25 protein-coding genes are annotated in these 25,984 nt (G+C 41.8%); 21 read left to right on the top strand and 4 right to left on the bottom strand.

The features are described 5' to 3' along the window. The first annotated feature begins 6 nt into the window (after positions 1 to 6). The 15 genes from DSM08_RS18260 (at position 7) to DSM08_RS18190 (ending at position 16,317) form a co-directional block, all read left to right on the top strand. Positions 7 to 1,242, top strand: a complete 1,236-nt coding sequence (locus DSM08_RS18260) for an NADH-quinone oxidoreductase subunit D (protein ID WP_187773915.1) — start codon at positions 7 to 9, stop codon at positions 1,240 to 1,242. Beyond that, a complete protein-coding gene (locus tag DSM08_RS18255; protein ID WP_149527480.1) occupies positions 1,235 to 1,762 on the top strand; it encodes an NADH-quinone oxidoreductase subunit NuoE family protein in 528 nt (175 codons plus the stop codon). The genes DSM08_RS18260 and DSM08_RS18255 overlap by 8 nt, the downstream gene beginning before the upstream one ends. 4 nt (positions 1,763 to 1,766) lie before the next feature. After that, positions 1,767 to 3,122 (top strand): NADH-quinone oxidoreductase subunit NuoF, encoded by a 1,356-nt coding sequence (gene nuoF / locus DSM08_RS18250; protein ID WP_149527479.1) that lies wholly within the window; start codon positions 1,767 to 1,769, stop codon positions 3,120 to 3,122. 23 nt (positions 3,123 to 3,145) lie between these two features. Then, positions 3,146 to 4,162, top strand: coding sequence for a 2Fe-2S iron-sulfur cluster-binding protein (locus DSM08_RS18245; RefSeq protein ID WP_149527478.1), 1,017 nt, complete (start codon positions 3,146 to 3,148; stop codon positions 4,160 to 4,162). A 12-nt stretch (positions 4,163 to 4,174) separates the two neighbouring features. Then, the gene (gene nuoH, locus DSM08_RS18240) at positions 4,175 to 5,215 is read left to right on the top strand and encodes an NADH-quinone oxidoreductase subunit NuoH (protein WP_149527477.1); all 1,041 of its coding nucleotides are present in this window, start codon (positions 4,175 to 4,177) and stop codon (positions 5,213 to 5,215) included. A 6-nt stretch (positions 5,216 to 5,221) separates the two neighbouring features. Then, positions 5,222 to 5,749 (top strand): NuoI/complex I 23 kDa subunit family protein, encoded by a 528-nt coding sequence (locus DSM08_RS18235; protein ID WP_149527476.1) that lies wholly within the window; start codon positions 5,222 to 5,224, stop codon positions 5,747 to 5,749. A gap of 3 nt (positions 5,750 to 5,752) precedes the next feature. Further along, the gene (locus tag DSM08_RS18230; RefSeq protein WP_149527475.1) at positions 5,753 to 6,259 is read left to right on the top strand and encodes an NADH-quinone oxidoreductase subunit J family protein; all 507 of its coding nucleotides are present in this window, start codon (positions 5,753 to 5,755) and stop codon (positions 6,257 to 6,259) included. Next, complete coding sequence (gene nuoK, locus DSM08_RS18225; protein ID WP_149527474.1) at positions 6,252 to 6,581, top strand: NADH-quinone oxidoreductase subunit NuoK; 330 nt, start codon at positions 6,252 to 6,254, stop codon at positions 6,579 to 6,581. The genes DSM08_RS18230 and nuoK overlap by 8 nt, the downstream gene beginning before the upstream one ends. A gap of 29 nt (positions 6,582 to 6,610) precedes the next feature. Next, positions 6,611 to 8,533: an NADH-quinone oxidoreductase subunit L gene (gene nuoL / locus DSM08_RS18220; RefSeq protein WP_149527473.1), complete on the top strand. Its 1,923-nt coding sequence runs from the start codon at positions 6,611 to 6,613 to the stop codon at positions 8,531 to 8,533. A 19-nt stretch (positions 8,534 to 8,552) separates the two neighbouring features. Then, the gene (locus tag DSM08_RS18215; RefSeq protein WP_149527472.1) at positions 8,553 to 10,001 is read left to right on the top strand and encodes a complex I subunit 4 family protein; all 1,449 of its coding nucleotides are present in this window, start codon (positions 8,553 to 8,555) and stop codon (positions 9,999 to 10,001) included. Positions 10,002 to 10,020: 19 nt separating this feature from the next. Beyond that, positions 10,021 to 11,403 (top strand): NADH-quinone oxidoreductase subunit N, encoded by a 1,383-nt coding sequence (locus tag DSM08_RS18210; protein ID WP_149527471.1) that lies wholly within the window; start codon positions 10,021 to 10,023, stop codon positions 11,401 to 11,403. 161 nt (positions 11,404 to 11,564) lie between these two features. After that, a complete protein-coding gene (locus DSM08_RS18205) occupies positions 11,565 to 11,753 on the top strand; it encodes a hypothetical protein (RefSeq protein ID WP_149527470.1) in 189 nt (62 codons plus the stop codon). A 177-nt stretch (positions 11,754 to 11,930) separates the two neighbouring features. Beyond that, positions 11,931 to 14,450, top strand: coding sequence for a DUF5686 and carboxypeptidase-like regulatory domain-containing protein (locus DSM08_RS18200; RefSeq protein ID WP_187773914.1), 2,520 nt, complete (start codon positions 11,931 to 11,933; stop codon positions 14,448 to 14,450). Between the two features lie 2 nt (positions 14,451 to 14,452). After that, positions 14,453 to 15,223 carry an enoyl-CoA hydratase/isomerase family protein gene (locus tag DSM08_RS18195; protein ID WP_149527468.1) on the top strand — a complete coding sequence of 257 codons (771 nt, stop codon included), beginning with the start codon at positions 14,453 to 14,455 and terminating at the stop codon, positions 15,221 to 15,223. 32 nt (positions 15,224 to 15,255) lie between these two features. Beyond that, positions 15,256 to 16,317: an AI-2E family transporter gene (locus DSM08_RS18190; protein ID WP_149527467.1), complete on the top strand. Its 1,062-nt coding sequence runs from the start codon at positions 15,256 to 15,258 to the stop codon at positions 16,315 to 16,317. Here the strand turns inward: DSM08_RS18190 and DSM08_RS18185 are convergent. Next, positions 16,314 to 16,952, bottom strand: coding sequence for a 4'-phosphopantetheinyl transferase family protein (locus DSM08_RS18185; protein WP_149527466.1), 639 nt, complete (start codon positions 16,950 to 16,952; stop codon positions 16,314 to 16,316). The two genes, DSM08_RS18190 and DSM08_RS18185, sit on opposite strands and share 4 nt — an antisense overlap. A 191-nt stretch (positions 16,953 to 17,143) precedes the next feature. On the opposite strand from DSM08_RS18185, the gene dcd reads away from it, so the two are divergent. From dcd to DSM08_RS18155, 5 genes are all read left to right on the top strand, one after another. Continuing rightward, positions 17,144 to 17,680, top strand: a complete 537-nt coding sequence (gene dcd, locus DSM08_RS18180; protein WP_149527465.1) for a dCTP deaminase — start codon at positions 17,144 to 17,146, stop codon at positions 17,678 to 17,680. 584 nt (positions 17,681 to 18,264) lie between these two features. Beyond that, positions 18,265 to 18,483, top strand: a complete 219-nt coding sequence (locus tag DSM08_RS18170) for a hypothetical protein (protein WP_149527463.1) — start codon at positions 18,265 to 18,267, stop codon at positions 18,481 to 18,483. 67 nt (positions 18,484 to 18,550) lie between these two features. Then, a complete protein-coding gene (locus DSM08_RS18165; protein ID WP_149527462.1) occupies positions 18,551 to 19,690 on the top strand; it encodes a zinc-dependent alcohol dehydrogenase in 1,140 nt (379 codons plus the stop codon). A gap of 10 nt (positions 19,691 to 19,700) precedes the next feature. Then, positions 19,701 to 20,189 (top strand): hypothetical protein, encoded by a 489-nt coding sequence (locus tag DSM08_RS18160; RefSeq protein WP_149527461.1) that lies wholly within the window; start codon positions 19,701 to 19,703, stop codon positions 20,187 to 20,189. An 8-nt stretch (positions 20,190 to 20,197) separates the two neighbouring features. After that, the gene (locus DSM08_RS18155) at positions 20,198 to 20,560 is read left to right on the top strand and encodes an SPW repeat domain-containing protein (RefSeq protein ID WP_149527460.1); all 363 of its coding nucleotides are present in this window, start codon (positions 20,198 to 20,200) and stop codon (positions 20,558 to 20,560) included. Positions 20,561 to 20,629: 69 nt separating this feature from the next. Here the strand turns inward: DSM08_RS18155 and DSM08_RS18150 are convergent, their stop codons facing one another. The 3 genes from DSM08_RS18150 to prfB form a co-directional block, all read right to left on the bottom strand. Then, entirely contained in the window at positions 20,630 to 21,229 is a 600-nt protein-coding gene (locus tag DSM08_RS18150; protein WP_149527459.1) for a hypothetical protein, read from the bottom strand. Positions 21,230 to 21,338: 109 nt separating this feature from the next. Next, on the bottom strand, positions 21,339 to 22,046 hold the full coding sequence (locus tag DSM08_RS18145) for a uracil-DNA glycosylase family protein (protein ID WP_246172354.1): 708 nt from the start codon (positions 22,044 to 22,046) through the stop codon (positions 21,339 to 21,341). A gap of 263 nt (positions 22,047 to 22,309) precedes the next feature. Further along, positions 22,310 to 23,393 (bottom strand): peptide chain release factor 2 gene (prfB, locus tag DSM08_RS18140; protein ID WP_149527457.1). Its coding sequence is split into 2 segments (ribosomal slippage): positions 22,310 to 23,332 and positions 23,334 to 23,393, totalling 1,083 coding nucleotides; the frame shifts between segments, so codons are not numbered across the junction. A gap of 71 nt (positions 23,394 to 23,464) precedes the next feature. On the opposite strand from prfB, the gene pgi reads away from it, so the two are divergent. After that, positions 23,465 to 25,120 (top strand): glucose-6-phosphate isomerase, encoded by a 1,656-nt coding sequence (pgi, locus tag DSM08_RS18135; protein WP_149527456.1) that lies wholly within the window; start codon positions 23,465 to 23,467, stop codon positions 25,118 to 25,120. Positions 25,121 to 25,984: the final 864 nt, after the last annotated feature.

Here is a 25,984-nt window from a genome sequence, read left to right as displayed (position 1 = left end):
GCTATCATGAGTAAACCAATAACCCGTATTTCAACAAACAGCCCTGTCTTTGAAGATAATGATCCTCAAGATGAGTTGATAACCCTGAATATCGGTCCTACGCACCCTGCAACACATGGGGTGTTTCAAAACGTCGTCCAGATCGACGGAGAGCGAATTGTTAGTGGTGTGTCGACCATTGGATATATACATCGTGCATTCGAGAAAATTGCGGAGCATAGACCATTTTATCAGATTACACCTTTAACGGACCGTCTGAACTACTGTTCCTCGCCCATCAACAATATGGGCTGGCACATGACGGTTGAGAAACTGTTAGATATTGAGATTCCAAAACGAGTGCAATATATGCGCGTTATCGTGATGGAACTTGCCCGTATTGCCGATCATATCATCTGTAATGGTATTTTGGGGGTTGATACAGGTGCTTTCTCGGGCTTCTTGTATGTGATGCAAGAACGCGAGTTTATTTATGAAATATATGAGGAAATCTGTGGAGCTCGTTTAACGACCAACATTGGTCGTATCGGCGGTTTTGAGCGGGATTTCAATGATGTAGCATTTGCGAAGATCAGAGAATTCCTAAAGCGCTTCCCTCCGGTACTAAAAGAGTTCCAAGAGCTTTTTGATAGAAATAGAATTTTCGTAGAACGTACTTCTAATGTAGCCGCTGTTACTCCGGAAGAGGCGTTGAGCTATAGCTGGTCTGGTCCTATTTTAAGAGCCACCGGCGTGGATTATGATGTGAGAGCACATTCGCCATATTGCTCTTATGAGGAGTTTGATTTTGATGTTCCTGTAGGAACCAACGGAGATGTGTATGATCGCTACATGGTTCGTAATGAAGAGATGTGGCAATCAATGCGGATTATCGAACAAGCTTTAGAAAAAATCGAAAAAGAACCGAAGGGAGTATTTCATGCGGATGTGCCAGATTTTTATCTGCCACCAAAAGAGCAGGTGTACACCAATATGGAAGCATTGATCTATCACTTTAAGATTGTGATGGGTGAGTGGGATGCTCCAAAGGATGAGGTTTATCAGGCTGTAGAAGGCGCAAATGGTGAACTTGGATTTTATCTGGTTCATGATGGTGGTAGAACACCCTATCGCTTGCACTTTAGAAGACCATCTTTTATCAATTACCAAATGTTTGCTCCAATGAGCAGCGGGATGTTGATTTCGGATGCGATTATTAATATGAGTAGTTTAAATGTTATAGCAGGAGAATTAGATGCTTAGTGTTAAAGAAAACCTTATTGTCGAGTTTTCGGCAGAACTATTGAACAAGTTTTCAGATGTAGTGAGCCGATATCCAGCAGATAAACAAAAGTCTGCTCTTCTGCCTATACTTCATTTAGTTCAGGAAGAATACGGATGGTTGAGTGTGGATGCTATGGATAAAGTAGCGTTATTTTTAAATATTCAACCGATTGAAGTTTACGAAGTAGCGACTTTCTATACCATGTTCTTGCTTCAGCCCCAAGGGAAATACTTATTAGAAATATGCCGTACGGGACCTTGTTGTCTAGTCGGAGCAGAAAGAATAATGGGACATCTCGAAAAGACCTTGGGTGTTAAAGAAGGAGAGATCACTCCGGACGGCCTTTTCTCCTGGAGAGGAGTAGAATGTTTGGCAGCGTGTGGTTTCGGGCCCGTATTACAAATCGGCCCTTCTTACACATTCTATGAAAACCTGACGGAGGAAAGTGTAGATAAGCTTATTAACGAATTAAAAGAAAAAGCGAAAAGCGAGGCTTAACAATATGGGACGTAAATTATTATTAGAACATATTCAGGTACCAGGTATCAACACCCTTTCCGTTTATCGGGAAAAGGGTGGATATCGTGCTGTTGAGAAGGCTTTGAAAACGATGTCTCCAGAAGATGTTGTAGAAGAAGTAAAGAAATCAGGGCTTCGTGGACGTGGTGGCGCAGGATTCCCAACCGGGATGAAATGGAGCTTTTTGGCAAAACCAGTGGGTGTTCCACGTTATTTGGTGTGTAATGGTGATGAGTCTGAACCAGGTACTTTTAAGGACAGATTCTTAATGACACATATTCCTCACGCCTTGCTTGAGGGGATGATTGTTTCCAGTTATGCATTAGGCGCGAATATATCATATATCTATATCCGTGGTGAGATGATGCCGCAGATTCGCATTATGGAAAAGGCGATTCAAGAGGCAAAACAGGCGGGTTGGTTAGGAAAGAATATCCTTGGGACGGGCTATGACTTAGAAATCTATGTTCAACCTGGAGGAGGTGCTTATATATGCGGTGAAGAGACCGCTTTATTAGAGTCATTAGAGGGAAAACGTGGTAATCCACGGATTAAGCCTCCTTTTCCAGCGGTAGCAGGTTTATATGGATGTCCAACAGTAGTAAATAACGTAGAGTCTATCGCTGCGACCGTGCCTATCGTTAATGATGGCGGCGAGGAGTATGCGAAAATAGGTATTGAAAGAAGTACCGGAACCAAATTAATATCGGCGTCTGGAAACTTGGTAAAGCCTGGTGTGTATGAAATCGAGATGGGACTTCCTGTTGAAGAGTTTATCTTCTCGGATGAGTATTGTGGAGGGATTGCAAACGGCAAGCGCTTAAAGGCGGTTGTTGCGGGAGGATCTTCCGTGCCTATTTTGCCAGCAAATCTAATAACCAAGACTATCAATGGTAATCCTCGTTTGATGACTTATGAATCCCTTGCCGATGGAGGTTTCGTTAGTGGAACAGCCATGGGATCCGGTGGATTTATTGCATTCGATGAAGATCAATGTATTGTAAGAAATACTTGGAATTATACACGATTCTATAGACATGAAAGTTGTGGACAGTGTTCACCATGTCGCGAGGGAACAGGTTGGATGGAGAAACTGCTTTACAAGATTGAATCGGGTAACGGTAGTTTAGAGGATATTGATCTATTGTGGGATATTCAACGTAGAATCGAAGGTAATACCATTTGTCCATTGGGTGATGCAGCAGCGTGGCCTGTGGCGGCTGCAATTCGTCACTTTAGAGACGAATTTGAATGGCATATCCTTAATCCTGGGGAGTCTCAGCAAAGAAACTATGGTTTAGCACATTATGCTGACCCATTGGAACCGGTGACTCAGTAGCAGCTATTTTAAAGATCGAGACGATGGCAGAAGAAATTCAAAAATTTAAAGTTAGTATCGATGGAATCACTATTGAAGTGGATCCCGGAACGACTATATTGAATGCAGCACGTCAAATTGGTGGGGATATTGTGCCACCAGCGATGTGTTACTATTCAAAATTGGAAGGTAGTGGCGGTAAATGCCGCACATGCCTGGTAAAAGTAAGTAAAGGTTCAGAGAAAGACCCTCGCCCTATGCCTAAGCTTGTTGCTTCTTGTAGAACAACGGTGATGGACGGAATGGAAGTACAGAACATTACGTCTCCAGACGTGGTAGAGGCGAGAAAGGCAGTGGTTGAGATGCTTTTGATCAATCATCCGTTAGATTGTCCGGTTTGTGATCAGGCTGGAGAATGTAAGTTACAGGATTTAGGTTATGAGCATGGTTCGGTTAATACGCGTTATGAATTCGAAAGAAGAACATTCGATCGTGTAGACTTAGGCGATAAGATCCAACTTCACATGAATAGATGTATCTTATGCTACCGTTGTGTATACACTGCCAACCAATTAACTGGTAAACGTGAGCATGGTGTCATCTACCGTGGCGACCACGCTGAAATCTCTACTTTTATTGAGAATGCTTTAGACCATGACTTTATTGGGAATGTAATTGACGTGTGTCCTGTTGGCGCATTGACGGATAAAACCTTCCGTTTCAAAAACAGAGTATGGTTCACCAAACCCGTAGATGCACATCGCGACTGTCCGACCTGTTCTGGAAAAGTAACGCTTTGGTACAAAGGAACCGATGTAATCCGGGTGACGGGCAGAAAAGATGAATATGATGAAGTAGATGAGTTCATCTGTAATACATGCCGCTTTGAGAAGAAACATACAGATGATTGGGTTTTAGAGCATCCAACAGATGTGAGCGATCAGTCCGTAATTGCTTCTAACCATTATTATGCATTTAATCCACCAGCTGTAATCAAGGACAATCCTCAATTGAAGGAAGCCAATGTGGAACAGCTAGCGAGGTCTGAAAAATTAAAGTAATAGGAAGGGAAGATGGAAACAGCCTTTATTTTAGAAAAATTAATTTTAGTGGTTATTATTTTCGTAATCACTTTGGTCATTGCCATGTACTCTACCTTAGCCGAACGGAAGATCGCGGGCTTTATGCAGGACCGTTACGGACCGGATCGAGCGGGTATTGGTGGTATTCTACAACCATTATGTGATGGCGGTAAATTCTTCTTTAAAGAAGAGATTATTCCTGCCGGTGCTCATAAAGCATTATTTATATTAGGGCCAACCCTGGCCATTATAACAGCCTGTATTAGTTCGGCAGTAATTCCATGGGGACAAAATCTAACCATCGGTGATAATACAATCACGCTTCAAGTGGCGGATGTCAATATCGGGATATTATATATCTTCGGTGTAATTGCATTGGGTGTTTATGGCATTATGTTGGGTGGTTGGGCATCGAACAATAAGTTCTCGCTGATGGGAGCAATTCGTGCAGCATCGCAGAGTATCTCCTACGAGATTGCTATGGGACTTTCGATCATTGCTCTTTTAATGGTCACTCAGACCTTGTCGATAGGGGAGATTGTCGCTCAACAGTCGGGTTTTGTTAATTGGAATATTTGGGCTCAACCGTTAGGATTTCTGATCTTTATGGTCTGTGCGTTTGCTGAGTGTAATCGCGTGCCTTTTGACCTTCCTGAGTGTGAAACGGAGCTTGTTGGTGGTTATCATACGGAGTATTCGTCGATGAAACTAGGTTTATATATGTTCTCGGAATATATTAATATGTTCGTGTCTTCTTCATTGATGGCAGCATTATACTTCGGAGGCTATAACTTCCCATTCATGTATGACTTGGGACTTTCTGAAAACTGGATTACCATTATCGGTGTTTTGGTATTCTTTTTAAAGATTTTCGGATTTATCTTCTTCTTTATGTGGATTAGATGGACCTTGCCAAGGTTCAGATATGACCAATTAATGAATTTAGGATGGAAAATGTTAATACCTCTTGCGATCGCGAATATCGTATTGACAGGGGTAGTGACAATTGTTGTTGATGAATATTTTAAATAATTTGGTATGCAATCCTTATCGAATAGAAAGAAAGTATTAGAACAAAAGCCGATGAGCTTTTGGGAAAGAATATATTTGCCGGCGATCGCGAAGGGTTTGTCGATTACGATAAAGCACTTTTTCAAAAAGATCCCGACAATTAAGTACCCTGAAGAGATTCGACCGTATTCCAAGAACTTCCGCGGACAGCATTCGTTGAAGCGCGATGAGCTTGGGAGAGAACGTTGTACAGCTTGCGGATTATGTGCATTATCATGTCCAGCAGAAGCCATCACTATGACAGCAGGGGAGCGTAAGAAAGGTGAAGAGCTTATGTACCGCGAGGAAAAGTACGCTGTAGTATATGAGATCAATATGTTGCGCTGTATTTTCTGCGGATTATGTGAAGAAGCTTGTCCTAAGGAAGCTATTTATTTAGATGGAAAGCATGTAACAGCGGACTACCTACGTAAAGACTTTATTTATGGAAAAGATAAGTTGTTGGAACCAAAGTTCGATATCACGAAATTAAATCAACAACCAATTACTAACTAAGAGATGACGATATTTTATTTTGTAGCATTCCTGTCCATATTCTTTGCGTTGATGACCATCTTCACAAAGAATCCGGTACACAGCGTTTTGTACTTGGTGATAACCTTTGCGACTTTTACCGTTCATTACATATTACTTAATGCACAATTCCTTGCCGCTGTAAACTTCATAGTGTACATGGGTGCCATCATGGTATTATTCCTTTTTGTGCTCATGCTGTTGAATTTAAACAAGGATACCGAGCCGATGCGAACTAATCTGGTAAAGATTATGGGAGTAATCGCAGGAATGTGTCTTATCGTAACATTCCTAGGCGCTTTTCGTCTGTTGGAATCCAACAATGAGATGGTACAGGGACATGAGAACATCGGTTTAGTGAAGAACTTAGGGAAAGTTCTTTTTAGAGATTTCCTATTACCATTTGAGATTTCCTCGATCCTGCTATTGACAGCGATGGTAGGGGCCGTATTATTAGCGAAAAAAGAAACACGAGTTAAACAAAATGGATAGTCTTATTCAAAATATGCAGGGGATACCCCTAAATCATTATTTGATTTTCTGCAGTATTATTTTTGCGATTGGAGTAACCGGGGTACTCATTCGTCGTAACGTCATCATCATCATGATGTCGATTGAGCTCATGTTGAACTCGGTGAACCTATTATTAGCTGCTTTTTCTGCTTATCGCGGAGATCCCAGCGGACAAGTATTCGTATTCTTTATTATGGCATTGGCGGCAGCAGAAGTAGCCGTAGGGCTTGCCATCATCATCATGGTATATAGAAATACGAAATCGGTGGATATAGAATCCTTAAGTAAAATAAGGTGGTAATTAGAAAAGCATTTAGATAGAAACTAGATATGATAGAATTAATTTGGGCCATACCATTAATTCCCTTTTTAGGATTCGTGATTGTGGGATTGTTGCGAAATACTTTCCCAAAACCATTGATTTCAATAATTGGTTGCGGCGTTATATTAACGTCTTTCTTGCTAAGCTGTGGTGTATTTAAAGAAGTATACGAAGCGAGGCAGTTAGGGGAGGACGGCATTTTTGTAAAAGAGATTTTCAACTGGTTTACCGTTGGAAACTTTAGTGTAGACATTAAATTTTTGGTGGATCCCCTGAGTGCGATCATGTTATTGATCATCACCGGTGTAGGGTTTCTGATTCACTTATATTCTGCTTGTTATATGGATGGTGATCCAGGCTTTGGCAAGTACTTCTCGTATTTAAATCTCTTCGTATTCTTCATGTTGCTTTTGGTCTTAGGATCCAATTACCTCGTGATGTTTATTGGATGGGAGGGCGTAGGGCTTTGCTCTTACCTATTGATTGGGTTCTGGTATAAGAACAGTTCTTATGCTAAAGCTGCGAAGAAGGCCTTTGTGATGAACCGTATCGGCGACTTAGGGTTTCTGATCGCTATGTTCTTTATCATCTTCAACTTTGGGTCTTTGGAATACGGAGCCGTGTTTACAGAGGCAGGCAAATTACCGATGGGCGATATTACCTTACTGACTATCACTTTATTGTTATTTGTTGCTGCTACAGGTAAATCAGCTCAGATTCCATTGTTCACCTGGTTGCCGGATGCGATGGCCGGACCAACACCGGTATCTGCCCTTATCCACGCTGCGACGATGGTGACAGCGGGTATTTATATGATTGCACGTTCGAACATCATGTTTACTCTTTCTCCAGTAACCATGCAGATTATTGCAATTATTGGTATTGCCACAGCATTAATTGCTGCCTTTATTGCAATTACACAAAACGATATCAAGAAGGTATTAGCTTATTCAACAGTATCCCAATTAGGATATATGTTCTTAGGCTTAGGAGTAGGAGCTTTTACAGGAGCATTCTTCCACGTATTAACGCACGCATTCTTTAAAGCACTATTATTCTTGGGTGCAGGATCGGTAATCCATGCGATGAGCAATGACCAGGATATGCGCTCCATGGGAGGGCTGAAAAAAGCAATGCCGATTACTTACGTAACGATGTTACTAGGAACAATCGCTATTGCGGGAATTCCTCCATTATCAGGTTTCTTTTCTAAGGATGAAATTTTAGCAAACGCCTTTGTCGCGAACCCTATTTTTTGGGTGTTAGGATTCTTAGGTGCGTTGTGTACCGCATTTTATATGTTCCGCTTATTGTATCTAACGTTCTTCGGCGAATTTAGAGGAACAGCCAATCAAAAGAATCATTTACACGAGTCGCCATGGCAGATGACTGTACCATTGATCGTATTGGCTATATTATCCGTAATCGGCGGTTTATTGAATATTCCAGAAGCATTAGGCGGTGGACATTGGTTAGCCAATTTCCTAAGCCCGGTATTTCAACAAACCAACGCGATCGTTGAGCCATTCCACATGGAACATTCCACAGAATTTATCCTGATGGGAGCTTCTGCAGGTGGAGCTATCGTGATGGCATTCTTGGCATATAATAAATATGTGAAGAAAAATGATATCCCAGCAGCCGATGCCGAAGCACCTACAACAGGCTTATATAACCTTTCCTACCAGAAACTATACATCGATCAGATTTATAATAGTTTGTTTGTTCGCCCTTTGAATGGCCTGTCGAAGTTCTTACACCGTATCGTCGAGCTATCAGGTATTGACAGTCTAGTGAATGGAATAGGAGAATTGTTTGTCTCTTCTGGAAAAGGAATCAGGCAACTACAAAGTGGTCATGTTGGGTTTTATATTTTCATGATGGTAATAGGCGTTATTGCAATCATGTTGTATGGATTATTTACCGTCTAGTAAAAGAATTTAGGAATCAATGGATAACCTTTTTATACTGCTGCTATTACCTGTTATAAGTGCTATAATCCTAGCATTTATCAAGTCCTCGTCTGCAAGATGGGCAGCATTGCTTTTGTCTTTATTACAACTGGGATTAACTATCCCATTCATATGCAATTTCATCCCGGATGCCAGCATTCAATTTGCACAATCTTTTTCTTGGATTGAAAGTCTTGGGATAAACTTTCAAATCGGACTCGACGGAATTAGCCTACCGATGGTCATCTTAACCAATGGTTTGATTCCATTGATCATATTAGCGAGTTTTGCACATAGCAAATCAGGGAATTTCTATGCCCTGATATCCTTCATGCAGGCCGGATTGGTGTTGGTATTTGTTTCATTGGATGCTTTCTCTTTCTATGTGGGATGGGAAGCAGCGCTTATTCCAATTTATTTTATTTGTGCTTTATGGGGTGATGGCGATCGCATTCGCGTCAATCTAAAGTTCTTCATCTACACATTCTTCGGAAGTTTATTGATGTTGATCGCGATTATTTATTTATATCAACAGACAGGAACGAACGATCTTTCATGGGCAACACTTACGAACCTAACACTAACAGAAGGTTCTCAAACATGGGTGTTCTGGGCATTCTTTATTGCATTTGCAATCAAGATTCCTTTGTTCCCGGTTCATACTTGGCAACCCGATACTTATACGCATGCGCCTGCAGCAGGGACGATGCTTCTTTCAGGTATCATGTTGAAAATGGGACTCTTCGGACTGCTCAGATGGTTACTTCCGCTTGCACCGCAGGCAGTAGCACAATACGGCACATTTGCTATGATATTAAGTATCATTGGCGTGGTATACGGTTCATTGATTGCCTTTAAGTTGAATGATGCAAAGCGTTTAATTGCCTATTCATCTATTGCGCACGTAGGATTGATCTCCGCGGGGATTTTCTCCTTGACACAAGAGGGATTGCAGGGGGCAATCATTCAAATGATAAACCACGGTATATCCGTTGTCGGACTATTCTTCGTCATTGATATTATTCAACAACGTACCGGATCAAGAAACTTTGCCGATTTAGGCGGTCTTGCATCGCGTATGCCGATTCTAGCAGCATGCTTTCTTATCATCATTATGGGGGCAATCGGTTTACCATTGACAAATGGATTCATCGGCGAATTCCTATTATTAAAAGGGATCTTCAGTTATACCGACCATGGAGTTTGGTTTGCTGTATTTGGTGGGACGACACTCATTTTAGGAGCGGTTTATATGTTGCGCCTATTTCAAAAAACAATGTTGGGGAATATCTCCGAAACCAACATGGTCGTAACCGATATTAAAGGAGTAGAAGTATTAGTATTAGTACTAATCGTTGCATTGGTTATTCTTATCGGTATATTGCCGAATATGTTACTGAATATTTCCGAAGCATCGGTGAATCAATTATTACAACAGATTAAATAGAACAAGTTAACAATATATTATGGGTGCGATTATTACGCTTTCTTTATTAGGTATTCTTATTTTGTATTTGGGCTTGTTCAAAGCAAAGAATGCATTGTTGCCTGTAAGCATCTTAGGATTACTGGGAGCATTGGCGTTTGAGGTGTATTATTGGAATGTTGAGGCAGTTACTTTGTATAAAGGAATGGTTTTGTTTGACCATTTTGCGCTATCCTTCTCCATCGTGTGTATCTCATTGACCATATTGATCTTATTTCTTTCCAAGGATTATTTCAATAGTTTCTCGGATAACATAGCTGAATACTATACACTTATCATTTTCTCTTTAACAGGAGCATTGTTGGTCAGTGCATACCATAATTTCGCTATGTTGTTCATCGGCTTAGAAATCATGTCTGTGGCACTATACATCCTTGTAGGTATTCGTCGAAAAGATAAAGCATCTAACGAGGCTTCTTTGAAGTACTTCTTAATGGGAGCTTTCTCTACGGGCTTCTTGTTATTCGGAATAACCCTGATGTATGGAGCAACAGGAACGTTCGATCTAACAGCCTTAAAAGAGTATATTATCACCAATCCGACGGGCATATCACCACTGTTTTACGGAGGTATCCTTTTGATGTTGGTGGGACTATGCTTCAAAGTAGGTGTTGCGCCTTTCCACTTTTGGACACCGGATGTATATGATGGGGCACCAATCCTGATCACCAGTTTCATGAGTACGGTTGTTAAGATAGCGTCCTTCGCAGGATTCCTTCGCTTGTTCAGCACTGTGCTAATCCCATTAAATGAATTCTGGACGCCGATTTTATTGACGATTGTAATTATTACGCTTTTCGTAGGGAATATCACAGCATTGATGCAGACCAGCTTTAAACGTATGATGGCATACTCGAGTATCTCTCATGCTGGGTATATGTTGTTTGCTATCCTTTCGATTGGAGCGACTTCTGCATCGGGAATTTTAACCTATGCGGTCGCATACGGACTTTCTTCCATCATCGCGTTTGGAGCCTTGATTCTAGTGAAACGCCATATTGGTTCTGATCAATTTGAATCCTTTAACGGTTTAGGAAAGAAAAATCCAGGTCTAGCATTTGCGATTACCATTGCCATGCTATCTCTGGCTGGTATTCCTTTAACTGCAGGATTTATCGGTAAGTTCATGATGTTTAGTACCGTGATGAACGACTATCACACCGTATTATTGATCTTAGCAGCAATCAACGCTGCAATTGGTGTCTTCTATTACTTCCGCATTATCGTGCATATGTACTTTATGAAGTCTGAAGAAGAGACCAAGCTACAGCTTCCGATAAACTTTCAGGTCGTATTCGGATTAGCTGTCATCTTAACCATTTTAATTGGTATTTATCCTGATCTGATTATTCGATTGATCTAAAAATCATATTAAATATTTAGCCCCGACAGTTTATCTATCGGGGCTTTTTTTTGAAAAGTATTTATACGGGGCGGTATGGGTAAAATACCCCTTATCATCATTTTATCAACAAAAGCGCAATAAACCTGTTTTCCCAGCAAGACAATCATTACAAAACAAGCATGAAAGCATTTTCGATATCATTAATAGCACTAGCGATCTTTTCTTTATCTGCCTGCCAAGAGAAAAAGGTAGAAACTGGTTCTACGACTGCTCAAGATTCCGTGACTTTGGATCCGAACTTAGCACCAACTGACACATTATCAAGCGATAGCAGCGACATCATTCTGCCAACTGAACCGGCCCAATAAAAAGAATAACAACTTCCTAACAATACAATCCCAACGGCTGCGGTAAACTTGTGGGCGGTAATCGGCAATAATCTTACATTATTGTACCGACAGGCTATATAATTTCCGCTACTTTTCTCGTTAAATAATTTGAACTTTCACAACAAATTGTATCTTTATAAACATTCAATGTTGATTATGCGGATTGTTAAATTAGTATGTTTATTGTTCTTCGGATTCCTTTATGCCCTAAGTAACAATACCGTATTATATGCACAATCCCCAATTCGAGGAAAGGTCATCGACCGAGAAACGAAGAAGGCACTGTCCGGTGCGACTATACTCTGTTTAAAAGACCAGCAAGCTACATCTTCAGACTCATTGGGTAACTTCGCGCTGCAACTAAAACCTGGCGAATATCAGATTGAGGTTAGAGCAATGGGCTATAAGATTCTCCATAAAAAAATAACGACACAGGATACATCCATTCTGCTAGCATTGGATGATGAAGCCAATGCCATTGAGGAGATTTCTATTACCCATCGTGGCAAATATAGAAACCGTAATAACAAGGCCGTCGAGTTGATCGATTTAGTGGTTCGCCATAAGAACCAAAATAGACTGCGTGGAAAAGATAGTTTATCCTTCCAGCAGTACGATAAGCTGAAGTTCGGCATGGTAAACCCTAAGCCTATTTTCAAATTGGGTCTTTCCGATCTTAACTTTGTATTCAATAACGTCGATACGACCCAATTTAAGGATAAGAAGCTCCTTACCCTCTTCATGGAAGAGAGCAATGCGAAAGTCTATAACAAGAAGAATCCTTCAAAGTATAAGAAGATTGTATATAGTCAGAAGAAAACGGAGTTCGATAAGCGTTATATAAACAACCATAATATACAGTCCTATCTGAATTACATCTTTCAGCCGATAGACGTATATGATGAAAGTGTGTTCATCCTGAATAAGCAGTTTCTCAGTCCTGTCGCCGACAATGGTAAACTGTATTACAAATACTATATTCTTGATACCATCTTCAATAAGGAAGGCTATTTTATTCAATTGGCATTTGAACCTAGAAATACGACCGACCTGTTATTCAAGGGCAAGTTACAGGTGAGTATGGATGGCTCCTATGCAGTTAAAAAAGCATTCCTTTCCATTGACAAGGATGCAAACATCAACTGGATCAATCAAGGAGAACTGCGGTTCCACTATCGGAAGAATGAGGAGGGCGTAATGTTGCTTGATACGGCCCATGCGTTTATCTCCTTCGGAACGAAACGAGGAGATGCGGTCTTCGCGGATAGGTTGAGCGTACATACCGATTACCAGTTACCTGCCGAAATTCCCGAAGGAGCGTTCCTAGGAGCGCCTATTGAAATACAGCCACAGGCCGATCAAGTCGCGACCCATCGACCGGTAGCACTCAATAGCTTCGAACAAGCAACCTACGATAACATTGAACAGCTCAATAATAAAAAAAGCTTTAAGACCATGTTGGGTATAGGGTACCTCATTGCACAAGGCTATTACAACCTTGGTAAATTCGAATTAGGACCTTTGGAATACGTCTACAGCCGAAATAATATAGAAGGAAACCGTGTACGGATCGGTGGTCGAACAACGCAAGACCTTACGGATAAGGCTTTTTTTGAGGGATACTTAGCCTACGGAACTGATGATCAAAAGTTAAAGTATTACCTGAAATCTGCAGTTTCGCTAAATGGAAGCTCCGTAGTAACCTTTCCGGCGCACTATCTAGAGGCTACTGTACAGAGCGATATTATGGAGCCCGGACAACAGCTCTCTTTCCTCAAAGGGGATAGCTTTTTTCGGTCAATCCGTAAAAACCGACCTACAAAATGGTTCGATACACAGGGATATCAATTGCAGCACGTTGTCGAATTTGGAAACCACGTCAGCATAACAACCGGCTTTACCCACCAAAGTAGAAATACAATTGGCGATTTAAGGCTAGTAAATTCCGGAAATCCAGATGAATTGATTACCGAAGTAAACAGCAACGAGGTACATGTAGACCTACGGTGGGCACCATACGAAAAGTTCTATTATCGCAATCTGACAAGAAGAACGATCAAAGAGAAATATCCGGTATTTAATGTTAAATACACCAGAAGCCTCGATGGCTTTTGGAACACCAGCTATGCCTATGAAAAGGTATCACTGGCGGCATCCAAGCGCTTTTTCCTAAATCAGTTGGGATTTGCCGACGTCAAAGTAACGGGAGGAAAGATATGGGGGACTCTTCCTTATACGCTTCTGGAGATGCCGAACGTAAAACAACCGGATGATCGCCATGCCATCGATTATGGTATGATGAACCAAATGGAATTTGCAGCTGATCAATACCTCAAATTTGGTTTTTCGCACGAATTACAAGGATTCCTATTTAATAAAGTGCCTCTTCTCAAGAAACTGAATCTACGAGAAATCTGGGGCGCTAATATGTTCTACGGAAAAATAAGTGATCACAATAACCCTTATATTAGTGATCAGGTAGTCGAATTTGACAAAAACAATGATGGTCAGACTATGACTCAGGTGTTGAATAAAGCTCCTTATTGGGAAGGATCGGTCGGAATCGACAATATACTGAACTTCTTGCGGGTAGAATACGTAAAACGCCTAACCTATCAAGGATTACCAAACGGTGAAAAAGAAAGAGTTAGAGTATCAATTAATATCAACTTTTAATTATGAGCTATCAAAACCTACTATTATCTCATAAGGGTTATACAGCCTATGTAACCATCAATCGCGAAGCAAAACTCAATGCGTTGAATTACGAGACCATTGCAGAACTGAAAGCCGTCTTCCATGAATTACAACAGGACGATACCACGCGAGGCGTTATCCTAACGGGAAGCGGACAAAAAGCCTTTGTGGCGGGTGCCGATATTCAAGAGTTTCTAGAGAAATCCAACGAACAGGCGATGGAGCTATCTGCTTTTGGACATGAGTTGATGGATAGTCTTTCGACATATCCGAAACCGGTTATCGCCGCTATTAACGGCTTTGCGCTGGGCGGAGGATTAGAGCTGGCATTAGCATGCCACATGCGACTGGCATCCGACAATGCAAAAATGGGACTTCCTGAGGTATCGCTAGGCTTAATTCCGGGTTATGGTGGAACACAACGCTTAACGCAATTAGTAGGCAAAGGCAAGGCTTTGGAAATGATTCTCACAGGAGATATGATTGAGGCGAAAGATGCATATCAGTGGGGATTAGTCAATAAAGTAGTTCCACAAGACGAATTATTGAGTGCTGCTGAAGCGATCCTCGAAAAAACATACTTACGCTCAAAATCAGCCATTGCAAAAGCTATTCATGTCGTCAATGCCGGATTTGAAAAAACGATCGACGGCTATCAAATAGAAATTGAGAACTTTGGGAAAAGCTTCGGTTCGGAAGATTTCAAAGAAGGAGTTACCGCATTTTTAGAGAAAAGAAAACCAAATTTCTAATTTATTGTTACTCATAAAATAGACCTGATTTTATGAGTAACAATGATGTCTTCTCGCAGAAAGAGCGAAATATTATTATCTTACTAATTGTCATCGTCCTAGGTGGCATTATTCTCTATGCAACACGAGGAATTTTTGGTGCCTTCCTAGGAACGATGGTCATGTATACCCTCTTTCGAAACCTCAATATTTTCTTGATTGAGAAATGGAGATGGCCGAAACCCTTATCCTCGGTTTTTATTATCATCCTCTCCATCATCATCATCGTATTGCCCTTTGTTGGTATTGGTAAGATGCTGTTTGACAAAGCGATTGAACTCCAACAAAACCCACAATGGGTCAAGAAAATCATGGAAGCAGTAGACCATTTCGTAGGAGATAAGCTCGGTCAGCCAGACTTGCTAGAGAAGCAGTTGGAGGCCAGCTCGTCTTATCTTGGCGGCTTACTCACCTCTGCTTTAGGAGGTGCAGCAAATGCGTTCCTCATCATTACCGTGATGTACTTTATTCTCTATTTCCTGTTTGTCAATTATAGAGGCTTTGAGGGCAGTTTGATCCACTATCTACCCTTTGATGATGAAAATGCCGTCGTATTCGGAGAGGAGCTTAAAAACATTACATACGCGAATATTATCGGGCAGACCATCATTGCGATTATTCAAGGAGCCTGTCTTGCGCTAGGATTTTGGATATTTGGTGCAAAAGATCCCATTTTCTGGGGTGTCATCTGTGCGATTCTGTCTTTCGTCCCTTTATTAGGTCCACCATTGATTTTTGTTCCGGCAGCATTGGTTTTGCTGGCTAATGGCCAAACATGGCAAGGGGTTGGACTCTTGATATGGGGATTCGGTCTGGTAATCAATATCGATAACGTATTACGGTTGATTATCGCCAAGCGCGTAGGCGATATACATCCGATCATCACCGTTATAGGAGTTATCATCGGTATACCACTTTTCGGACTAATGGGCTTAGTATATGGTCCTCTGCTATTAGCTTATTTCTTGATTGCCGTACGGATTTATAAGGGCAATAAACGATTATCACTGAAAAGAGACACACTTCAAGATCAGCTGGATGATTCCGGAGCCTAGGCTACTACAAAGCCTAGCATATACTCATTGAATCGTTCATAGTAGACCTGGAAACGACTGCTTTCACCTTCCTTCTCCAAGTGGGCAGTCATGACCCCCTGTGGAGTATAAACAAAAGGATCTATCGTGATATGATGTAGGAAAGACACGCCTTTATTGCCTTGAAGCTTATAAACAGCCTCTTTTGCGCACCAGCATGCATATAGCTGGTTCACTTCTTCATCCGCAGTAATAAAAGCAAGTTCCTCTGGCTTCAAGAACTTTTCCTTGATCCGCATGACTTTATCTTTCACGATCTCTAGGTCTATCCCGCAATATCCTTTTGTACTCAGCATTACGCCTGCGTAATCATAGGAGTGGGTCAACGAAATCTCATACGGAAAATCTGGAAGATAGGGTTTTCCATTAGCATCAGAGGGGCAATGGATATACTCCTTGGTTTGCAAAAGATAGCGGAGCAGTACCCGAGTTGCAAGCCAGTGCAGCGTACGCTTGCCCTTGGCCAGTGACTTCAGTTTTTTTTGTTCCGTGTCGTCAAGCTGCAGATGTTCTAATAATTCAGCCTCTGTCTCCTCAATCTTCCACAAAGCAATACGACTCTCGGAATCAATTTCTTTTAAATATGCTAATGCCATAGTCAAATGTATAAGATTTTAACTTTATTGCATAACAAACCGTGGCAATATCTGATTCATTAAATTTGGATTTAGACTTCAGCCGGCAAGCGCAGATACGCTTAAGGAAAACTATCATCTGAAATTTGCGTGCTGTCTACGAATAGTGTATTTTTGAATCCTGCTAATGAACAGCAGATTAGCTTGTCCTTATGATATTATCAGATAAAAGAATTTTAGAGGAAATCGACAAAGGAACGATTGTAATCGAACCGTTCGATCGCAAGTGCTTAGGCACAAATTCATACGATGTTCACTTAGGTAAATACCTAGCAACCTATAAAGACAAAGAACTGGATGCCAAGAGACACAATGAAATTATACATTTTGAGATTCCAGAAGATGGTTATGTGCTAAAACCCGGAACACTGTACCTGGGTGTGACGCTTGAATATACAGAAACACATGGGCATGTACCTTTCTTAGAAGGGAAGTCTAGTACCGGGCGTTTGGGGATCGATATTCATGCTACTGCAGGTAAGGGTGATGTGGGCTTCTGCAATACATGGACACTTGAAATTTCTGTGGCGCAGCCCGTTCGTGTATATGCGGGAATGCCGATCGGTCAATTAATCTACTTCGTTGTGGAAGGTGAAATTGAAACATTCTACAATAGTAAAGGAAACGCAAAATACAATAACAAAACGATCAGACCAGTTGAGAGTATGATGTGGAAGAATTCGTTCTAGTTCGTTTCAAGACAAGTCTTCTCCCTTGGGTGCAGGGTAGAAAGTCAGCCCTTTAGCATTGTGCTAAAGGGCTTTCGTATTTTTAGTGGTTATTAAAAGAATAACCAAACGTCGGTTGTCAAGCGATGCGGTAGCTGACCTCATTGAGAATCTTTCCCAATTATTTTTTTTGAACGTTTCACACCCTGCATTGTTTCTATAACGAAGGAAAAATTTTTGCAGGGCAACGCTCGCGGTAAATGGCTGGCTCTATGTCAGATTTATCGCGAAGCGAGTGTTTATAATCGAATTAAGTAAAAGCAATCGCGATGGATCTTAAAGATTTAACGAAGGGTGAGAAACTAATGTATGTTTCAACCGGAGATGTAAGCGTCGATATTAGCTTCTATTACGTACAGTACTGTTGCCAAACGGTCGGAGTTGGGGCAATCAATGAGCGTAATGATAATCTCCTTGCTGCGATGATAGTGACTCAGGGTGGAATAGATTTTCTGGTAGACAACGAAAAGTTAATTAATGTCGGAATCGAAGAGGCGATCCGTCACTTGTTTACTGTATACTTTTGTTAAAGGTAAAATTCGCATATGAGTATTGCAGCTAGTTTTTTCTCCTCGATGGAAACTGTTAACGTACTAAAAATCGCGTCGACTTCCAGCGCTGATATGGCGCTCGTGTACCAAATACTTGACGGTGTGAATAAATACGTAATAATAAAAAAATATGAACGGCCGGAGGAGTTACAGGTTCTTATGATGAAAATCAGCTATATATGGAAAGAGCAGCCCGATCCTGCGGTGCAATGACTTCAGCGGATGAGCGACTAAGGATGGCTTGCAGAAGGTTAGATTAAATGAATAAGAACGCAATGATATGAAAGCAATGAGTTACCGAGGGCCCTATCGGGTTCGAGTTGAAGATTTCCCGATGCCCCAGCTACAACACCCTAGAGACGCTATTGTGAAAGTGCGCAGCGCGTGCATCTGCGGATCCGACCTACATTTATACCACGGGATGGTACCTGACACGAGGGTAGGAACAACTTTCGGCCACGAATTCATCGGAGAAGTAGTCGAAGTGGGGACCGCCGTTACAAACTTAAAGGTGGGAGATAGTGTCCTTGTCCCATTTAATATTGCATGTGGAGAGTGCTACTTCTGCCAATCTGAACTCTATTCCTGTTGCCATGAATCGAATGCGATGTCGAGCGCTATGGGCGGAATTTTTGGTTATTCGCACACAGCGGGTGGTTTCGCCGGGGGGCAGGCTGAATACGTGCGGGTACCCTTCGCAGATTTTGGACCTACTTTGATCCCTGAGTGGCTGGATTTTGATGATGCTCTACTCTTGACAGATGTTGTGCCTACCGGCTATCATGCCGCCCTGATGGGTGAGATAAGACCAGGTGATACCGTAGTGGTATTTGGCGCAGGTCCCGTAGGTATTATAGCTGCAAAGTGCGCTTGGCTGTTCGGAGCAGCGAGGGTTATCGTCCTCGATCACTATGACTATCGATTGGAATTTGTTAGCAATTATGCCGATTGCGAAGCCTATAACTTTTCTAAAATGAAGGATCCGGTCGTATTCCTAAAAGAAATGACTGGTGGGCTCGGGGCCGACGTTTGCATCGATGCAGTGGGTGCAGATGCTACTGGAAATTTAATGCAAGGGATTCTTGGAAAGAAGCTTCTTCTGCAGGGAGGTAGTGCGACCGCGTTGCATTGGGCAATCAATTCTGCCCGCAAAGGGGGGCTTGTCTCGGTTGTTGGCGTTTACGGACCTAACGGAAACCTAATACCTGTGGGGAATATATTGAACAAAGGAATCACCCTTAGGGCGTCGCAAACTCCTGTTAAAAAATACCTTCCACGGTTGTTTGAGCACATTCAATCCGGTGTTCTCAAACCTAGCCAGATAATTACCCATCGATTACCGCTCGATGCACTTCCTGACGCATATAGGATGTTCTCTTCGAAACTTGATGGTTGCATCAAACCCGTGTTAATCCCCTAAAATAACTGCTATGAAAGAATCTAAAAAACACTACAGGTCTATTTCCGGATGGGGAATCGATTCCGACATGCTTAAAGGAAATGGGTCGCTCTTGGATGAGCAAAAATATGAGAATGGCGTAGATAAAGCTTGGGTTCGTCCTGTTAATCAGCCACAGAAAATAGAGATATTAAAGTCTATCGAACGTACAGATTTACCTGCTGTCTTTGGAGAAACTCTACCGCCAAAGGGTCTCAGCGGCCGGGTGAGACGTATAGCATTTCAGCAATCTGAATCTCGGTTGCGGCACTGGTTCGGCTTGATGCTGGCCGATCGCCTTGAACAGGTAGGCACGCTCATGGAAGAAATCGTTAGTGGAAATATACCCAATCTGGCCAAAGAACGAGGATGGCGAGTACTTTGGAAATATGATTCCAACAAGGTGATTCAAAGGATAGCGTTAGCCAGCGCAGTGGCAGCCTTCGCAACTTACTGCATTCTGAAAAATAAAAACAAATAAACATTATTATGGAAAAAATTATCTCTAAAAACACTCATGCTGTTCTTGATTACTTGATGGCAATCGCGCTTCTTAGCGCTCCATGGATGTATAATTTCCAAGAAGATGGTATCGCGAAAGGCGTCGCTCTCTGCTGCGGAGCACTAATTGCATTATTATCGTTATGTACCAAGTATGCAGGCGGTGTAATCAAGCTTGTGCCCTTACGATGGCACCTAGTCACTGACGTTTTTGCTGGTGTTTTTATCGGAATTTCACCTTGGTTGTTAGGGTTTAGTGAAGTTCACTATGCTACCCATCTTACAACAGGAATATTTATTATAGCTGTAAGTCTTTCGACCAGCGAAGAACGAAGGACGACGGAAACTTAAAACCATTCATACAATGCTGTTGATAGTGTATGATTTTTTTATCTGGTATCATTTCAAGTGATTGACGCGCTATTTTTTTAAGAAACCGGCGATCAGTGCCTTCCATTGCGGATAGGACCCGCCCAATTTAGCGCCAATTGCTACCAGAAGGTTTCTGAATTTGTCCAGAAGGGAACTTAAATCAAGGTTGATAACTTCATTGCGCCCATAATAGCAAGCTTCCACTAAATTCCCTGTACGCTTGATTTGAAACGTGGATGTAGATATGTTTTTGAAGAAGTGCTTGGTTTCCTGATCATTTCGATCATTTGGATCTTCACTAGGCCTAACTGTCATTGTGATGGTATCAACGTCTTCGGTTTGTGTCTCCTCGACGGCTTCAATCCGTACATAATCAAAGCCACTTGTGCTTGAAAGACCTGGGCCCGGAATATCGATTTTAATGTAATCCCCCTGCTCTGGAGGGCGTGAACATTGTTCTCCATGTGGATTTAAGTGTTTGAATGTAGAGGCCGGCAAGCTTGCAATTTCGAACCATTGATCGATGTTAAGCATACGGTGTTTAGCTACCCTATAAAAGTCTTTCGCCGAATTAACCGTGTCGAATGTCGTGAGCTCTTTAATGTCCAATTGCTTGCCTTCTCTTTGAGGCGGAATATGATGTTTCATTAGGATTTTCTTTTTGAACACTTCGCGAAGAGTTTGGTTGGTTAAAAGTGGAGCTAAGAAATTGCCATTCTTATAGTCGGCCTAAAAGGGGGTAAATCCTGACTTCTTGCTAGCGCTGATTGGATAAAGCGTTAAGGTAGAGATCGATGTAAACCTCGGCCTCTTTGGACTTATATTGCTGTATGTAGCGGGGATGGTCTAACACAATAAGGCGTTCTATTAATGAAGATTTTTTGTTTAGTTTACCAATGAACTTTGCGTTTTTCTTGCCTAAGACAAACGCCTTTTGCTTGATTAGTCCCAGCGCGACATTTTTTGTCAGTATTTCAATCATAAAAGGCTCGAGACATTCAAACAACTCAGGATCATCATAATAATTTGCATTCACCCATGTGTTGCCCTGCTTCCTTACGATTGCCAAGGGGAAGGGTGAGTTGATGTAAAAGCGATTATAGAAGGCTACCGGTCCCCCATAGGCCTCTATTACACGGTACATATAAACCGAAGAGATTTCGTGGCTATGGGCAGTAGTCATAACTATTCCACACGCGGAGCTAAGACGCTTAGTATCGGTGAAAGGAACTCCCGTAACGGCAGCCCCGTGGCGGCTAGGGTTGATTCCAATTATAAAAGACCTTTCCACGTTATTATTATAAAACTTTCTATAAAATGCCTTCATCACCGCCACTGTCTCGGCATCGTTCAGAAAGGGATTTATTACCTTAAACCCAGGGGGCAATGGGCCGTCATAACGTAGACTTAGATTGAAGTCAATTATTTTCTCGCCGATCGTTTCTTTCTTCATAAACTTAATCATTCATTACCTCACATTTCAACGATACATCCCTAGTGAGCCCAACTGGATTCCTATAGTCAACATAAAAGCAATCAGATGAATACTAGTGATATTACATCGCCACGATTGCAGTATAAAACTATTAGGCCCAATTTTTTCGATGGCCTTCAGCACACTCCGGTTAGATTCGATAAATGCACATAGAAAGATGCTTGGCTTACCCAAACACGCATCCAAATCTCAGTAGAAGACTCACTTAAAATTTCAAAACTTAATATTGAGTCCTATCCCCCAAACTCCATCAAATAAGCCTTCAAGAACTCATCCAACTCTCCATCTAGTACAGCTTGTGTATTTGAAGTTTCATAGCTTGTGCGCAAATCTTTAACCAGTTTATAGGGATGCAGCACGTAATTCCGAATCTGTGAGCCCCATTCGATCTTCTTTTTGGAGCCCTCGATCGCGGCCGTTGCTTCTTGACGCTTACGCATTTCCATCTCATATAACTGTGATTTCAGCAAGCGTAAAGCATTCTCTTTATTCTGCAATTGCGAACGCGACTCCTGGTTTTTGATGATGATACCCGTTGGTTTGTGGTGTAAGCGAACAGCGGTTTCCACTTTGTTCACATTCTGTCCACCAGCACCGCCCGAACGAAAGGTATCCCATTCCAATTCGGAATCTTTCACTTCAATTTCGATATTGTCGTCGACTAAAGGATACACGTACACGGACGCAAAGGAAGTATGACGTTTGGCATTCGAGTCGAATGGCGAGATACGCACTAAGCGGTGCACCCCATTCTCACCTTTAAGATAGCCATATGCGAAGTTCCCCGAGAATTGAAGTGTAACCGACTTAATGCCCGCTACATCACCCTCTTGGTAATCCTGCTCCGTTACCTTGCAGCCGTGTTTCTCGCCCCACATGATATACATGCGCATCAACATTGCCGCCCAATCACAAGATTCCGTACCACCCGCACCCGCAGTAATCTGCAAGATCGCATCCAGCTGGTCCTCCTCCGCACTTAGCATGTTCTTGAACTCCAGCTCTTCGATATCGGCCAAAGCCACTTGGTATTGCTCTTCCAATTCCTTCTCTGTGCCGTCGCCGGCTTGAAAAAACTCGTACAGCACACCAGTATCATCAACAGAGTTCTGTACAGCATCAAATTGATCCGTCCACACTTTGTTGTTCTTAATGCCGTGAAGTACTTTTTCTGCCGCTTTGGGGTCGTCCCAGAAATCAGGTTGTAGTGTAATCTGTGTTTCGCGGTCTATTTCTGCTTTCTTTGCATCGATGTCAAAGATGCCTCCTTAGGGAAGTAAGTCGATCCCTCAAGTCTTGAATTTGTTCCTTGGTCATAAGAACAAAGATAATATAAATTTGAGGATACCTTTCCTGTAATCCTTATATTTGAGGAAAACATGAACTTTATGTTACCAAGAATAGATTTTACAACAACCCAAGCTTTCAGCTATTTAGCAGACCATTATATCAGTATAAACGAAAAGAGCTTGAAAGAGCTGTTTCAGAAAGATCCACAACGCTTCGAAAAGTTCTCTTTATACCTTAAGGATATTCTTTTTGACTATTCCAAGAACAGAATAGACGAGCAGACGATGGCACTCTTAGTACAATTGGCAAGAGAGTGTGAATTAGAAGAGGCGATCAAGGCGATGTTTGATGGCGAGAAGATCAATGAAACCGAAGGGAGACAAGTATTACATACAGCCTTAAGAAACCAGTCGGATAAGGCGGTCCTCGTAGACGGAGAGGATGTTATGCCCAAAATACGCGAGGTTTTGCAAAGAATGAAGTCATTCTCGGAACGTGTTGTTTCGGGTGAATGGAAGGGCTATACCGGTAAAGAAATTACCGACGTGGTGAATATAGGCATTGGTGGTTCAGACCTAGGGCCAGTAATGGTCACAGAGGCATTGAAATCCTATAAAACTCGGTTGAATGTGCATTTTGTGTCCAATGTTGATGGGACCCATATCGCCGAGACGATCAAGAATCTAAATCCGGAGACTACCTTATTCTTAATTGCATCGAAGACCTTTACCACGCAGGAAACTATGGCAAATGCCAATACCGCAAAGGAATGGTTCCTCAAGTCTGGAGCGAAGGATGCCGATGTGGCGAAGCATTTCGCCGCATTGAGTACCAACGATAAGGGCGTGTCGGCATTCGGAATAGACACAGCGAACATGTTCGGATTCTGGGATTGGGTAGGAGGACGCTATTCCCTTTGGTCAGCAATTGGACTATCGATCTGCCTATCCCTGGGATATGATAACTTCAAAGCCTTATTGAAAGGTGCATATGAAGCTGATGAACATTTTAAGAATACCCCTTTTGAAGAGAATATCCCTGTCGTGATGGCCCTATTGGGTATCTGGTACAATAACTTCTTCGAAGCTGAAAGTCACGCCATCCTTCCTTACGACCAATATTTACACCGCTTTGCCGCCTATTTCCAACAGGGTGATATGGAAAGCAACGGAAAGTCTATCGACCGCAATGGTAAGCGCGTAGATTATCAAACAGGGCCGGTAATCTGGGGTGAACCCGGAACAAATGGTCAACATGCTTTCTATCAATTGATCCACCAAGGAACGAAATTAATACCTTGCGACTTTATCGCTCCAGCTATTTCCCACAATCCCATCGGAGATCATCATCAGCTCTTGCTGTCAAATTTCTTTGCACAGACTGAAGCGCTTATGAACGGGAAGTCTGAGGAAGAAGTAGTAGCGGAGCTGGAAAAAGCAGGAAAAGCTAAGGAGGAAATCGATCGTCTGAAACCTTTTAAAGTATTCGAAGGAAATAGACCTACCAATTCTTTCCTGTTAAAAGAAATTACACCGGAATCCCTAGGAAGCTTAATTGCATTATACGAACACAAGATCTTTGTTCAAGGGATAATCTGGAATATCTTTAGTTTTGATCAATGGGGCGTAGAACTCGGAAAGCATCTCGCAAACCAAATATTACCAGAATTGCAAGGCGAGGATACTATTGAAAGTCACGATGCGTCAACGAACGCCTTAATCAATCAATACAAACAGTGGCGAGTTAATCAGTAGGAAACATTTAAAAAAATATCATGCCTCAAATCACCTTCTTGGTATAGATAATTAGTGCGAAACCGTACAAATGAACGCCCTACTGAAATGTAACTCACACAATTTTCTGAAAAAAATAGCAGAAAGCTAATAGTCGGTCGGAAGAAATTCCGGCCCTTTTTCTGTTCTGAAAACTGTAGGCGCGTCGCCCCTGCATATAACAATAATCGCAGTTATCGTGTTTCTAATGTGCAAAGTTTTTAGTCTCTTAGTTGTTTTGTAGCGCAGGTTATTTCTTTATTTGTAAATCAACAAAACCGTGGTGGCTATGATTGTCATATAGGCTATCACTTCATTTCCAATGCACTTCAGTTATAGCAAAGGAATCATTCCATTTCAGAAGTTTTTTCGCGAGAAATTGTTCAATCTATTTAAATTTCTGTTATCGTTCGAACGAATGATGAATATTAACTATGCTTTCTAAAACTCCTTCATTGTCTGTGTTGAAGCAACCCTATGCCTACGGTTCAAATATTGTCGTGATGCTCTTCGTTTCTTGCTCGATATAAAAGAGCTTTGGGCGGAGAAGACCCTTTAGAAACATATTGTTGACCTGTAGAACCTTTTACTCTGACGGTAATTGCTATCAAAAGAAAAACTGAGTTTTAATAATTTCTTACCATTGCTCCAGCGAATCCCTTCTTTTAGCCTCGTGTTGGCGTCTACAAAAGAATGCAGTCAATAGGTACAAGATTCTAATCTCGTTCTTTGAGTTTTTAGGAATTCGTTCATATCTCTGTCCATAGATTCCTTTGAAATAACAGGGATCAATCTCGTGATGTTGCTGGGGCGAAGAACTCCTGTGAACGTTTCCTTCCCCAACCT

The organism is Sphingobacterium hotanense, assembly GCF_008274825.1.
Lineage (GTDB): Bacteria > Bacteroidota > Bacteroidia > Sphingobacteriales > Sphingobacteriaceae > Sphingobacterium > Sphingobacterium hotanense.
This window is presented reverse-complemented; position numbering and strand designations above follow the sequence as displayed.

Bases quoted from the DNA above. Each gene is read 5' to 3' on its own strand.
- DSM08_RS18260 (WP_187773915.1), top strand. From the start codon at position 7: ATGAGTAAACCAATAACCCGTATTTCAACAAACAGCCCTGTCTTTGAA.
- DSM08_RS18255 (WP_149527480.1), top strand. From the start codon at position 1,235: ATGCTTAGTGTTAAAGAAAACCTTATTGTCGAGTTTTCGGCAGAACTA.
- nuoF (WP_149527479.1), top strand. From the start codon at position 1,767: ATGGGACGTAAATTATTATTAGAACATATTCAGGTACCAGGTATCAAC.
- DSM08_RS18245 (WP_149527478.1), top strand. From the start codon at position 3,146: ATGGCAGAAGAAATTCAAAAATTTAAAGTTAGTATCGATGGAATCACT.
- nuoH (WP_149527477.1), top strand. From the start codon at position 4,175: ATGGAAACAGCCTTTATTTTAGAAAAATTAATTTTAGTGGTTATTATT.
- DSM08_RS18235 (WP_149527476.1), top strand. From the start codon at position 5,222: ATGCAATCCTTATCGAATAGAAAGAAAGTATTAGAACAAAAGCCGATG.
- DSM08_RS18230 (WP_149527475.1), top strand. From the start codon at position 5,753: ATGACGATATTTTATTTTGTAGCATTCCTGTCCATATTCTTTGCGTTG.
- nuoK (WP_149527474.1), top strand. From the start codon at position 6,252: ATGGATAGTCTTATTCAAAATATGCAGGGGATACCCCTAAATCATTAT.
- nuoL (WP_149527473.1), top strand. From the start codon at position 6,611: ATGATAGAATTAATTTGGGCCATACCATTAATTCCCTTTTTAGGATTC.
- DSM08_RS18215 (WP_149527472.1), top strand. From the start codon at position 8,553: ATGGATAACCTTTTTATACTGCTGCTATTACCTGTTATAAGTGCTATA.
- DSM08_RS18210 (WP_149527471.1), top strand. From the start codon at position 10,021: ATGGGTGCGATTATTACGCTTTCTTTATTAGGTATTCTTATTTTGTAT.
- DSM08_RS18205 (WP_149527470.1), top strand. From the start codon at position 11,565: ATGAAAGCATTTTCGATATCATTAATAGCACTAGCGATCTTTTCTTTA.
- DSM08_RS18200 (WP_187773914.1), top strand. From the start codon at position 11,931: ATGCGGATTGTTAAATTAGTATGTTTATTGTTCTTCGGATTCCTTTAT.
- DSM08_RS18195 (WP_149527468.1), top strand. From the start codon at position 14,453: ATGAGCTATCAAAACCTACTATTATCTCATAAGGGTTATACAGCCTAT.
- DSM08_RS18190 (WP_149527467.1), top strand. From the start codon at position 15,256: ATGAGTAACAATGATGTCTTCTCGCAGAAAGAGCGAAATATTATTATC.
- DSM08_RS18185 (WP_149527466.1), bottom strand. From the start codon at position 16,952: ATGGCATTAGCATATTTAAAAGAAATTGATTCCGAGAGTCGTATTGCT.
- dcd (WP_149527465.1), top strand. From the start codon at position 17,144: ATGATATTATCAGATAAAAGAATTTTAGAGGAAATCGACAAAGGAACG.
- DSM08_RS18170 (WP_149527463.1), top strand. From the start codon at position 18,265: ATGAGTATTGCAGCTAGTTTTTTCTCCTCGATGGAAACTGTTAACGTA.
- DSM08_RS18165 (WP_149527462.1), top strand. From the start codon at position 18,551: ATGAAAGCAATGAGTTACCGAGGGCCCTATCGGGTTCGAGTTGAAGAT.
- DSM08_RS18160 (WP_149527461.1), top strand. From the start codon at position 19,701: ATGAAAGAATCTAAAAAACACTACAGGTCTATTTCCGGATGGGGAATC.
- DSM08_RS18155 (WP_149527460.1), top strand. From the start codon at position 20,198: ATGGAAAAAATTATCTCTAAAAACACTCATGCTGTTCTTGATTACTTG.
- DSM08_RS18150 (WP_149527459.1), bottom strand. From the start codon at position 21,229: ATGAAACATCATATTCCGCCTCAAAGAGAAGGCAAGCAATTGGACATT.
- DSM08_RS18145 (WP_246172354.1), bottom strand. From the start codon at position 22,046: ATGATTAAGTTTATGAAGAAAGAAACGATCGGCGAGAAAATAATTGAC.
- pgi (WP_149527456.1), top strand. From the start codon at position 23,465: ATGTTACCAAGAATAGATTTTACAACAACCCAAGCTTTCAGCTATTTA.